The sequence below is a fragment of the Flavobacterium palustre genome (assembly GCF_014639535.1).
Taxonomy (GTDB): Bacteria; Bacteroidota; Bacteroidia; order Flavobacteriales; family Flavobacteriaceae; genus Flavobacterium; species Flavobacterium palustre.
On sequence record NZ_BMGA01000001.1, the window covers coordinates 1,193,872 to 1,207,184 of the forward strand.

The following is a 13,313-nucleotide window of genomic DNA, read 5'->3' on the forward strand; positions in this document are numbered from 1 at the left end:
ATGGAATTAAAAAAGACATTAAGATGGTTTGGAGCAAAGGATCCAATTAGTCTGGAACAAATTAAACAAACGGGAGCAACGGGTATTGTTACGGCTTTACATCATATTCCTAATGGCGAAATTTGGTCAGTAGAAGAGATTTTAAAGACCAAAAATAATATCGAATCTTATGGTTTGACATGGGATGTGGTAGAGAGTTTGCCGGTTCATGAAGATATTAAAAAAGGAAAAGCCAGCCGCGAAAGGATTATTGCTAATTATAAAGAAAGCGTCAAAAACTTAGGGAAATGTGGAGTTACAACCATCTGCTATAATTTCATGCCGGTATTGGATTGGGCAAGGACCAATTTGAATTATACCCTTGAAAACGGTACGGTGGCGATGTATTTTGGAGCCGATTTGTTTGCTGCATTTGATATGTTCATTTTAGAAAGACCTAATGCTTCTAACGATTATACCGAAGACCAAATCAAAAAAGCGGAAGCTCTATATCAGACTTTAACCAAAGAAGATGCCAGAGCTCTTGCTTATAATATTATTGTTGCTACCCAGTCTTTTATTGACGGAGCAGTGGGGGAAGATGAAAAAGAGCCTATCAAAATATTTTTAAAATTATTGGCTGAATATGATGGAATTGATAAAGATAAATTAAGAGAAAATTTTGCTTTTTTCTTAAACGAAGTCATTCCTGTTGCTGAAGAATCCGGGGTTAGTTTAGCCGTACATCCTGACGATCCTCCTTTTCCTCTATTAGGATTACCACGTATTATGAGTACAGCCGATGATTTCGAATGGTTGTCAACTGTTTGTCCGTCCTTACATAACGGAATTACTTTTTGTACCGGTTCATTAGGAGCGAGAAAAGACAATAATCTGTATGAAATTTTCAAAAAATATGCTGAGCGTGTGCATTTTCTGCATTTAAGAAGTACTAAAATATTAGACAATGGCGATTTTTATGAAACAGAGCATTTAGATCCAACGGTGGATTTACCGGGAGTAATGAAAGCTATTGTCAAAGAGCAAATTAGAAGAAAGTCTGAAGGAAGAACCGATTATAATTTACCTATCCGTCCGGATCACGGACATAAAATGTTAGACGATTTTAACAGAGCAGGAAATCCAGGTTATCCATTAATTGGAAGATTAAAAGGTTTGGCTGAATTGGCAGGACTTGAAATGGGAATTCGTTATTCAATTCAGAATTAAAGAATGAAAAATAACAACGAGAGCAGTTGTTCTAAGTGTCTTTATTGAATCAACTAAAAATAAAAATTTACGCTACTTAACCATGTTTTGCATCAAAATTTTAAGGTGCAAAACATTGATTATAAATGTATTTTATATACTGTCTTATTTTGATAAGCATTGGCAATATATGATAATACCCAAATTAAGGCTTAAGTTAATTTTGAAAAAAATATAGACTTGGGACTACTTCTTTCGTTTATTTTTTTAAAATCAAAATCTAATTTATTGAACTTTTTCTAATTAAAAATGAAATTAAAAATCACAACTAATCCGCTTTGGAAGAATGTGCAGTTAAAATACACAGTGTTTACTATTTTGAGTATTGTATTATTACTGTATTCAAGTAGTAGTTATTCTCAAAAAAAGTTGGAGGATAATTCAAGAAAAGTATTGTTTGATAACGACTGGCATTTTTATAAAGGAAGTGTAAAAAATGCACAAGATCCATTGTATGATGACAGCGCATGGAGAGTTTTGGATTTACCGCATGACTGGAGTATTGAACCTTTGCCAAATCAAAAGAAAGACTCGGTTGTAGGTCCTTTCAGCAGGGCAAGTGTGGGCGGATTTGCCACAGGACAAACCGTTGGAGGCGAAGGATGGTACCGTAAAACATTCACCATTTCAGCTGAAAACAAAGCAGAGCGACACGAATTGTATTTTGAAGGCGTGTACAATCAGGCTGAGGTTTGGGTAAATGGCCGTAAAGCCTATTACAATGTCTATGGGTATTCTTCTTTCCGATTTGATATTAGTCAATATTGTAATCCCGTGGGGCAGGAAAATGTAATTGCGGTCAAAGTTCTTAACGAAGGTAAAAATTCCCGTTGGTATTCGGGTTCCGGAATTTATCGTCACGTCTGGATGTTACATACTGCAAAAAACTATCTGGATGATTGGGGAACTTTTATAACCACGAAAAAGGTTGAAAATGGGCAAGCTGAAATTGATTTGTCAGCTACAGTAGTAGTAGGAAATGGAAAAAATGAAGATTTGACCCTAGTAACTGAGTGGATTTCTCCCAAGGGGAAAAGTGTTGTAAAAGCATCTCAAAAAGTCAGTATAAATGGTACTGAAAATAAAGTAGTTCCTTTTACTATAAATGTGAAGAACCCTTCTTTGTGGTCAACCAATAATCCTAATTTATATAATGTTCAAATTTCCCTTTGGAAAGGAAAAACAAAAGTGGATGAATTGAAGGTGCCATTTGGAATCCGAACGTTGGATTTTTCTGTTACGGAAGGATTTAAACTTAACGGTGTGAAAACTTTATTAAAAGGAGGCTGCGTGCATCATGATAACGGACTTTTAGGTTCGGCGTCTTTTGACAGAGCAGAAGAACGCAAAGTGGAATTGTTGAAAAAGAATGGATTTAATGCGATAAGAACCTCCCACAATCCAATGTCTGAAAGTTTTTTAAATGCCTGCGACCGATTAGGGATGTTGGTCATCAATGAGGCATTTGATCAGTGGAACGGAAAGAAAAACCCAGATGATTATCACCTTTATTTTAAAGAATGGAGTGCCAAAGATATTCGCAATTTTATAATCAGAGACAGAAATCATCCTTCTGTTATTATGTGGAGTCTTGGAAATGAGATTCCAGAAAGAATTACGGATAAAGGAAGTGAAACCGCATTGTATTTGAAAAATGAAATTCTGAAATACGATACCACACGTCCTATCACGGCAGGGGTCAATAAATATTGGGATAAGGAACGAAAAAATATGCTTTCGTTAGAGAATGCATTGAAGCACTTAGATGTGTCGGGTTATAATTATATGTGGCGTTTTTTCGAAGAAGAACACGTTAAAAATCCTGGAAGAGTGATGTACAGCAGCGAAAGTGTCGCTACCGAAGCTTCTGAAAATTGGGATAAAGTAGAAAAATTGCCTTATGTAATTGGCGATTTTGTTTGGACTGCTATGGATTATTTGGGAGAATCAGGTTTGGGAAATTCATTTGAAGTGGATCCGCAGGAAAATGTGCATCAGTTTATGGGATGGCCTTGGTACAATGGCTGGTGTGGCGATATTGATTTAATTGGAGTAAAGAAACCACAATCGTATTACAGGGATATACTTTGGAGAGAAAAAAACATTAGTATGGCAGTAGAATTGCCGGTTGCAGAAGGTAAGATAAAAAAGGTAAGTTTTTGGGGTTGGCCTGAAGAATCCTTGTCCTGGACTTTTCCAAATATGGAAAACAAAGAGTTGAATGTTAACGTTTATTCTCGCGCCGAAAAAGTAAGGTTGTATCTAAACAATCAATTGATTGCAGAAAAGGAAACGAATAGCCAATATAAATCCAGTTTTAAAGTGCCATATAAAGCAGGTATTCTTAAGGCTGTAGAAGTTGATAAAAATAAAGAAGGAGCCAGTGCCATTTTGCAAACAATTGGTAATCCTGTAGCAATAAAATTAACAGCTGATTACAAAACTCTAAAAGCCGACGGTCAGGATCTTTCCTATGTTTTGATTGAACTGATTGATAAAAACGGAAATGTAGTTCTTGATTCAAATCAGAAAATAAAAATCAGTTGTGAAGGTTCGGGAAAAGTTATTGGTTCAGGAAATGGGGCGCCAACCGATATGGCCAGTTTTGGTTCGCTTGAACCGTCTCTTTTCAAAGGTAGGGCGATGGTGATTGTCAGAGCTGGAAAAGTGTCTGGTAAAACAGAATTAACCGTTTTGTCAGACGGAATGCAATCGGCTTCAATCACAATAAATTCAAAATGATTATGAAATATTTAGTTTCAATTTTAGGTTTGTTATTTTTTAGTCAAACTGTTTTTTCAAAAACGGAATCACTTCCAACTTTTGAAATATATTCCAAGAAACATCAAGCTGTAATTTTATATGATAAAGATGGCTCTCCACTTGATTCTATTACTGCCCATTTATTAGCAGAGGATATTTACAAAGTAACCCATTATAAACCTAAAGTGATTACCAATAGTAAGAATGCTGAAGGGAATGTTATTGTTATAGGAAGTATCATTTCTAAGCTGATGAATCCATTTATTGATAAAAAGTTGATAAAAGGAAATTTTTCAAATCAATGGGAAAGTTACCTTTATAAAACGATTCTTAATCCTAACAAAAAGATTAATAAAGCCTTTGTTATTGCTGGTACAAATCCGCGAGGAACAGCTTATGGGGTTTTTGAATTATCCAAAAAAATTGGGGTGTCTCCCTGGTATTGGTGGGCCGATGTAGCTGTTAAAGAGCAAAATGAGTTGGTACTGAAGCAAAATGATTTCCAGTCTAAAGAACCTTCGGTTAAGTATCGAGGAATCTTTTTAAACGACGAAGATTGGGGATTACAGCCTTGGGCGGCTAAAACATTTGAACCGGAAACAAAGGATATTGGTCCTAAAACCTATGCTAAAATTTTCGAATTGTTATTGCGCTTAAAAGCCAATACCATTTGGCCGGCGATGCATGAAAGTACCAAAGCTTTTTTTCATTATCCAGGCAATGCCAAGATGGCAACTTTGTACAATATTGTTTTAGGCACTTCGCATGCTGAACCGATGTTGCGCAATAACGTTGACGAATGGAATGAGAAAGAATTCGGCAGATTCAATTACAAAACAAATAGTGATAAGGTTTTCAAATATTGGGAAAATCGTGTAAAAGAAGCCAAAAAAATAGACGGAATTTATACTATTGGGATGCGTGGCGTGCATGATAGCGGAATGGAAGGCGTAAAGAACAACGACGAAGCAGTTGAATTGTTAAACAAAGTCATTAAAGACCAAAGAAATTTGCTGCAAACTAATATAAATCCTGATGTGACGAAAATTCCGCAGGTATTTACCGTTTACAAAGAAGTATTGGATTTGTACAAAAACGGATTGGTAGTGCCGGAAGATATTACGTTGGTTTGGACTGATGATAATTACGGATACATCAGATCTTTGAGCAATGCCGAAGAGCAAAAACGTTTCGGAGGTTCAGGAGTGTATTATCATGTTTCTTATTGGGGAAGACCGCATGATTATTTATGGCTGGATACGACCAATCCTTTTTTACTTAGAGAAGAAATGATGAAAGCGTACAATTTAAAAAATAATAGAATTTGGATTTTGAATGTAGGTGATATTAAACCGGCCGAATATAATACACAATTATTTTTAGATATGGCTTATGATGCCACTCTATTTCAGCAATCAGAATCGATAATAGCTCACCAACAGCAATTTTATGGGGAAATTTTTGGTAACCAATACGCAGAAAGCATTGCCAATATTCAGACAGATTATTACCAATTAGCATTTGAGCGTAAACCTGAATTCATGGGTTGGAGTCAGACCGAACCTACAACGGGAATTTTTAATACAGCCTATAATGCTTTGGGACAGGGAGATGAGATTAAGAAACGACTTGATGCGTATGAAAGTATGGTAAAACAAGTAGAAGCCATAGAAACACAATTGCCGGAAAATTTAAAAAGTGCTTATACCCAATTGATAAGTTATCCGGTTAAGGCTTCGGCAAATATGAATAAAAAGTTTCTTTACAGAGACAAAGCGTTGGTTTATGCAGCTCAAGGGAGAAAAAGTGCTTTTAAATATAAAGAAATGGCTAATGAGGCCTATAATAATATCGTAAGTCTGACAGAAAATTATAATCAGTTATCTAATGGAAAATGGAAAGGTTTTATGAATATGAAGCCTCGAAAACTTCCTGTATTTGACAATCCTGAAATCAATTTAACTGTGGTTTCTTCTAAAGAGACACTTGGAATTTCGGTGGAAGATACTTTAAAAGTTAATGGAATTGATAAATTACCAACGTTTTATGTTAATGATTCAGAATCACATTTTATAGATGTTTACTTTCCGGAAACTCAAAATGCCTCGTTGAAGTGGAAGTTTAAGACATTGCCCAATTGGATTCAAGTAAGCTCCACGTCAGGTCATTTTTTTCCTGATGATTCTGTGCTGTTGGAAGAAAGAATATCACTTTCAGTTGATTGGAGCAAATGGGAAAAAGAAGGAAAACCTACTTCGGATTATTTAGTAATTCAGAGCGACGGTTTTGAGAAAAAGATTTTAGTAAATGTTTCCGATAGTTATACTAATGTTCCTAAAAATGCAATAGTAGAAAAAAACGGTATGGCGGTATTTTATGCTAATAGTTATGTAAATATTAAAGCCAATGGGGATTTAAAATGGGAAACTTTAAAAGGATTGGGACATTCGAAAGCAACGATGCAAGCTTTGCCTTTAAATAGTTTACCTAATACAGACTATGAAAAGACGGCTGTATTAGAATATGAATTATTTACTGAGACAGTTACTAACGAAGCCGAATTAAATTTGGTAGCAATTCCCACACATCCTCTGGATGTAGATGGAAAGGTTAGAATTGGTGTACAGTGGAATGATGAGCCCGTTAAAATTTTGGATTTTAAAACTGAAGGGAGAAGTAAAACTTGGAAAGAAAATGTGTTTACGAATAAAGCAATAAACAAAATAAAAGTTGCCGTTAAAAACCGAGGCAAGCAAAAATTAAAAATCTATATGCTAGATCCCGGAGTGTTGTTGGATTATTTTGTTTTAAATACAAATAAAGGATCTTTGCCTTATCATTTAGGAACAGAAACCAGAATAGGAAATGAATAGATATAAACCCGCGGTGAAAATAAATAATTAGGTATAAAATAAAACGAAGGAGCTTTCCATAAGGAGGCTCTTTCGTTTTTTTTATCGATGTCTTATTTTGATAAGCATTGGCAGTAAGTGATAATACAAGATTTTATAGTAAAATTAATTTTGACATCAATATAATTTTGAATAACATAAATTAACCAAAAAATGAAAAAATTATTTATTGTAGCCATATTGGCTTTAGGATTGAACGGGTTTGCTCAGGAAGTATCAGCTTGGTCAACAAAAAAAGTAGAGAAAATGACAACGGAATTGTCTTTAACCGCCGAGCAACAAAAATTAATGTTGCCTTTATTTGAAGAACAAAAAAAAATATATGATGATATCAAGGCTAATCCAGATACGAAGGATGATAACAGAGCAAAAATCAGAGAGATTGTAAAACAAATTAATGCAATTTTAACTCCTGAGCAATTAGCCCGTCAAAAAGAGTTGAAAGCTAATAAATAAAATGATTTGATAGTTTAATTCCCGTTATTGACTAGCGGGAATTTTATATTATTATGATAATGAATATAAATGTGAAGATGGTTTTTAAGTTAATAAGTTGTCTGTTTTTAAGTATCGGATTTAATGCTTATGCACAAAAAACAGTGAAGGAATTGGATTTGTATTTACTCATAGGTCAGTCGAATATGGCGGGTAGGGGAGCTGTTGATGCACAAAGTCAGGAAACATCAGAAGCCATTTTGATGCTTGATAAAAATAATAATTGGGTAACAGCCAAAGATCCGGTTCATTTTGACAGGGCTTCAGCAGGTGTTGGACCCGCTATCAGTTTTGCTAAAAGCATGCTTGAAGGAAAGAAAAATACCCAAATTGGTCTGATACCTTGTGCTTGGGGAGGTTCTCCAATAAAAGTATGGTCACCGGGAGCGAAGTATTTTGAAAATTTTCCTTATGATGAAGCTATTGCAAGAGCTAAGATTGCTATGCAAAGCGGAGTCTTGAAAGGGATTTTATGGCATCAGGGAGAATCGGATAATGATTCTAAAAAATCAGCGGTTTATTTGTCGAAACTAAAAACTTTAGTAGCTAATTTAAGAAGAGATTTGAATATGCCAGATTTGCCTTTTGTAGCTGGGGAAATTGGATGTTTTAATAAAGCAGATTATATTAATAAAATAGTGAATACGCTTCCGGACGAAGTAGAGAATACGGCAGTAGTTTCTTCGGAGGGTTTGGTCGATAAAGGAGATCAGCTTCATTTTGATAGTCCATCTGCCAGAGAATTGGGAAAACGATATGCTGAAGCAATGAAAAAGTTGCAGGCAAAAATTACAGGAGAAAATAAGTCTAAAACAGATAAACCGAAAAAAGTATCTTCTGCAAAATCAAATCAACCTACTGTAGTGTTAACTTTTGATGATGCTGAAATTTCGCATTACAATAATGTAGCTCCTTTATTAAAAAAGTATGGTTTTGATGCTACTTTTTTTGTTTGCGAATTTCCGCTTAAAAATCCCAATCAAAAAAACGAATACATGACCTGGGGTCAAATACAGGAGCTTCATAAAAAAGGTTTTGAAATAGGAAATCATACCGGACATCATAAAAATGTAACCAAATTAAGTCCGGAAGATATTGATAAAGAAGTTGCTTATGTCGAAGAAAAGTGTGCCGAATTTAATATTCCAAAGCCTATTTCTTTCGCTTATCCCGGAAATCGGTATGATTCTATTTCGCAAGGAATTTTAAAAAAAAGAGGTTATAAATACGCCAGAACAGGCGGAAGTAAATTATACAATTCAGTTACTGATCCCGTATTAGCGATTCCAAGTTATACCGTAATATCTTCTGATAAATATTACGAACGTGTCAAAAAAGCATTGACGGACTTATTGCCCGGAGAAACGATTGTTTTGACTTTTCATGGTGTCCCTGATTTAATTCATCCTGATTATTCGACTACGATTGAAAATTTAAAAGAGATTTTACAGTTAATAAAAGATAAAAAATATAAAGTAGTCGCTATGAAAGATATGTAGTTAAAATTTAGAAAATTGAGTAGAAAACAAAAACACTTGTGAAAAGATTTTGCAAGTGTTTTTTGTTTTTAAAAGGATTGAACTTAATTATTGAAATCCTTTTTTAGTTAGAATGGATATTTGAATTCAATTTAATTTGGACAATTGATGATTTTAAATTGATTACATTAAAAAACAGGCATGAAAAATAATTTTGGCAGGTTTTGATAACTATTGGCAATTATTGATATGTTGATAAGCCCTTGTAATATCTAAGTTTGTTTCATTATTAACCAACCAAAATTATTTATGAATAGAAAATTACTCAAAAACAAGCTTCTATGGGGGTTTGTTATCGTCTTCTTTTTAGGGACTTTTAATGATGCGATAGCTCAGAATTATTCTTGGGTGGGTGCAACTTCTTCTGATTTTTCAACTTTTCAGAATTGGAATCCTGTACCATCAGCTTTTACTACTTCTGATGTGTTTACTATTACTGCTACAGCTAATAATGGCAATCAGGTAACTAATTCAGCTGCTATTAATTGCAGGCAGATTACTTTAGGAAAAGGAGTGACTTTTAATGCAAGCAAAAACATCACAACTCCGAGTGCTGCTACGACTTCTGTTAATGGTACATTAAATATTAATGATGCTACAGTTAATAGTGCAAAATTGTATGTGGGAAATGGCTCAGCTGCTCCTGGAATTATAAATGTTAATGCAGGTGCTAACTTAATTGGAAATAATGTATGGAGATTAGGCCTTGCTTCTGCAGGGACAATTAATATCAACGGAGGTACCTTGACTTTAGGTACAGCAGGAAGTTTAAGTTTGGGATATAGTAGTAGCAGCTCAGGTACTATAAATGTAAATTCAGGAATATTAAATGTCAATTATACTTCTTTTTCATCATTATCTATCAATAGTACCGGTTCTATTACTATTGATGCAGGGAGTATAGTAATTCCGGGCGATCAAACTATAGCGGTTCAGGCGTTTGTTGATGCCAATAAGATAAAAGCATCGGGGACGGCATTAGCAGCAGGAAAACCTATTTCAAGTAAGTATGATTTTGAGTCTAATAAAACAACAGTTATTGCAGGTCAATTTGTAAACAATGCTCCTGTAGCGGTTGCTGATTCGTTTATAGTAGCACTTAATGGAACAGCAACTGTTTTAGACGGAGGAAAAACATCTGTGTTAGCTAATGATACTGATGTAGAGAAAGAAATTTTAAATGCTGTTTTAGTTAGTAGCCCAGTCAATGGAACATTAATTTTAAATTCGAATGGAACTTTTAGTTATACTCATAATGGTTCGAATACAGTAACAGATGTTTTTTCTTACAAAGCCAATGATGAAACATCTGATAGTAATGTAGTAAATGTAAATATTATTATATCTCATATTCCAATTCCAAATGGGTTAAGTTACACTACGCCTAATACTTTTACAAAAGGTATATTTAAAGCATTGAATCCGACAGTAAGCGGAGGAGCAGTTGCTTCCTACAGCGTTAGTCCAAATTTACCAGCAGGTATAAGTTTGAATACTAAAACAGGAATTATTAGCGGAACTCCAAGAAGTGTTTCGGCTGAAAATGAATATACAATTACTGCCACTAATATAGCAGGCAGTTCTACTGCTAAAATAACTATTGCTGTAAATGATTATCCGGGAGGTTCAATGCCACGACCAATGGAATTTCTGGATAGAGGTTTAGTGGCTTTGGGAATTAAGAATGGCGTTTTTCTTTCCTGGAGAATGTTGGGTACCGATAATCCGGATGTTAGTTTTAACTTATACAAAAATGGAAATAAACTTAATTCCACACCAATATCAACTTCAACCAATTATGTTGATAATGCAGGATTAGCTTCTGATGTGTATAAAGTAGAGGCAATTTCGTCATCAGGAAATCAAACTTCTCCCGAAGTTACGGTATGGCCTTATGCACCTTCTATTGACCCCGGAAGACCAAATTTAGCAAGATTAGAAATTCCTATACCCGCAGCTCCGGGCCCGGATTATTTTGCTGGAGATATGTCTGTTGGAGATTTAGATGGCGATGGTCAGTATGAGTTGATTTTTGAATGGGAACCTACTGGAAATCCTGAGAATGCTTATTTAGAAGCTATTGATTTAAAAGGGAATAGTTTATGGAGAATAAGTTGTGGCTCTAATACTACTTATAATGGTATTGCTTTTATGGTTTATGATTTAGATGGCGATGGAAAATCTGAAGTAACTTGTGTTACCGCACCGGGAACAAAAGATGGTTTAGGTAATTACTTAAGTACAGGTCCAGCAGCAACTGATGATGATGCTATGATTATACCTAGAATTTCAGGACATTTAATGGAAGATCCTTCATATGTGACTGTTTTTAATGGTCAAACAGGAGCCGAAATGGCAACAGTCAATTATCCTATTCCTATAGGACCAAGAGAAGACCACGAAGCGACTTGGGAAGATAATTACGGTAAAAGAGCACAATCTATAAAGTCAGCAGTTTTATACGATAAAGATAAAGGTCCGTTAGTGGTGTTCTGTCGCGGAATATATTCCAGAATTGCTATGGGAGCCTATACTTGGGATGGCAATAATTTAAAACAAGAATGGGAGTTCGATAGTGATAAATTAGCTGAACCTGAGAGAACTTTATATAGAGGAGAAGGAAATCATGGTGTTACTGTTGCAGATGTTGATGGTGACGGATCGGATGAATTGATGTATGGTGCTTGCGCAATTGATAATGATGGTAAAGGTTTGTATGCTACCGGAAGAGGTCATGGTGATGCACATGCTCTAGGCGATTTAGACCCGAGCAGACCCGGTATGGAATATTTTCAACCTCATGAAAATGCTACTTACGGAGTATCATTTCGTGATGCGGCAACTGGAGAAATTATTTGGGAAATTTTAAGTCCTGCAGATGTAGGTAGAGCATGGGCAGCAGACATTACAGCCGATAATCCGGGTTTTGAAATATCTGTCGTGGGTGATTATATTGATAATGGCAAAGACGATCAAAGTTCCGTATTTGATGTAAAAGGAAATCCTTTAACTTATAATTATAATTCTTATTACCAGCCGGTTTATTTTGATGGTGATATTCAACGCGAATTAAGAAACAATACAGGAATTGATGATGTTAATAATGGAGGCAGACTTTTAACAGCTTGGTATTATGGTGCAAGTACAATTCACTCCACTAAACAGGACGCTAATTTAGTAGCTGATATTTTAGGAGACTGGAGAGAAGAATTAGTTTTTGTAAAATCTGATAATAGTGCCTTTGTTCTTTTTTCATCTTGGATTCCTACAGATCATAAAGTATATACTTTAATGCATGATCCAGCTTACAGAATGCAGGTAGCTACCCAAAATATAGGCTACAATCAGCCGGCCAATTTAAGTTATTATTTGCCAAATGGTTCTCCTAAACCGGACATTAGAGTTATAGATAATACGCCTCCTGTAGTCTTGGCTGTAAACAGACCAACAACAGCTAACGCAATCACAAATGCAACCACTGTTACTTATGATGTAGCATTTTCTAAAAATGTAACAGGAGTAGATAGTAATGTTTTTACGCTTACTGCAACAGGGAATACAGCAGGAACAATAAGTTCTGTTGTTTCGGAGAGTCCGACTTCTTATAAAGTAACTGTGAGCGATATTAGCGGAGACGGAACATTACGTCTGGATGTAAACGATAGTGCAACTTCTATTCTTGACGAATCTAATAACAATCTGCAAAGCGGATTTACTTCTGGCGAAATCTATACTTTTGATTTCACCAGTCCAACTATCATTGCTCCGGCCGATATTACGGTTGGCTCTGACAATGGAAGTTGTGAAGCAACAAATGTTGTTTTAGGCAATCCTGAAACCAGTGATGTTAACAATGTAGCAACTCCTGTTAATGATGCCCCAAATACATTCCCGGTAGGAACTACAATAGTAAGCTGGACAGTAAAAGATGGCGTAGGAAACAGTAGTACAACAACTCAAAAAGTAATCGTTCAGGATACTCAAAAACCTTTGGTTTCTGAAATACCAACTATTACAGTATGTTATGAGGATAATGATTTTTATTCGATTCCTACATTAACTGCAACAGATAATTGTGGTATTGATTCTATAAGTTATGTTATAACCGGTGCAACTTCCAGAAGTGGTAATAATAATGATGCCAGTGGAAACTTCAATGTTGGTGTTTCTACTATAACATGGATCGCAACTGATATTCATAATAACCAAACCATCAACACCACTACCGTTACGGTCAATGCTCCTTTAGCATTAAATATCCCTGATGTATATGCAATGAACCCAAGTATTGACTTGGTTAATACACTATATCATGGTTATGGACCAACATCTCTTTCTTTGAATGCAATAGCTCAAG

Annotated in this window: 6 protein-coding genes; all 6 read left to right on the forward strand. The window is 35.2% G+C overall.

The annotated features are described in order from the left end of the window. The gene (gene uxuA, locus IEV84_RS04755) at positions 1–1,209 is read left to right on the forward strand and encodes a mannonate dehydratase (RefSeq protein WP_188492912.1); all 1,209 of its coding nucleotides are present in this window, start codon (positions 1–3) and stop codon (positions 1,207–1,209) included. Between the two features lie 288 nt (positions 1,210–1,497). Next, on the forward strand, positions 1,498–3,990 hold the full coding sequence (locus IEV84_RS04760) for a glycoside hydrolase family 2 TIM barrel-domain containing protein (protein ID WP_188492914.1): 2,493 nt from the start codon (positions 1,498–1,500) through the stop codon (positions 3,988–3,990). A gap of 2 nt (positions 3,991–3,992) precedes the next feature. Further along, positions 3,993–6,884: a glycosyl hydrolase 115 family protein gene (locus tag IEV84_RS04765; RefSeq protein WP_188492916.1), complete on the forward strand. Its 2,892-nt coding sequence runs from the start codon at positions 3,993–3,995 to the stop codon at positions 6,882–6,884. A gap of 192 nt (positions 6,885–7,076) precedes the next feature. After that, positions 7,077–7,379: a hypothetical protein gene (locus IEV84_RS04770; protein WP_188492918.1), complete on the forward strand. Its 303-nt coding sequence runs from the start codon at positions 7,077–7,079 to the stop codon at positions 7,377–7,379. A 77-nt stretch (positions 7,380–7,456) separates the two neighbouring features. Then, positions 7,457–8,917: a sialate O-acetylesterase gene (locus tag IEV84_RS04775; RefSeq protein WP_188492920.1), complete on the forward strand. Its 1,461-nt coding sequence runs from the start codon at positions 7,457–7,459 to the stop codon at positions 8,915–8,917. A 288-nt stretch (positions 8,918–9,205) separates the two neighbouring features. After that, positions 9,206–13,313, forward strand: a 4,108-nt coding sequence (locus IEV84_RS04780) for a rhamnogalacturonan lyase family protein (protein ID WP_188492922.1), incomplete at its 3' end; no start/stop codon positions are given.

Coding starts and splice junctions, on each gene's coding strand:
- IEV84_RS04765 (WP_188492916.1), top strand. CDS start 3,993: ATGAAATATTTAGTTTCAATTTTAGGTTTGTTATTTTTTAGTCAAACT.
- IEV84_RS04760 (WP_188492914.1), top strand. CDS start 1,498: ATGAAATTAAAAATCACAACTAATCCGCTTTGGAAGAATGTGCAGTTA.
- IEV84_RS04770 (WP_188492918.1), top strand. CDS start 7,077: ATGAAAAAATTATTTATTGTAGCCATATTGGCTTTAGGATTGAACGGG.
- IEV84_RS04775 (WP_188492920.1), top strand. CDS start 7,457: ATGGTTTTTAAGTTAATAAGTTGTCTGTTTTTAAGTATCGGATTTAAT.
- uxuA (WP_188492912.1), top strand. CDS start 1: ATGGAATTAAAAAAGACATTAAGATGGTTTGGAGCAAAGGATCCAATT.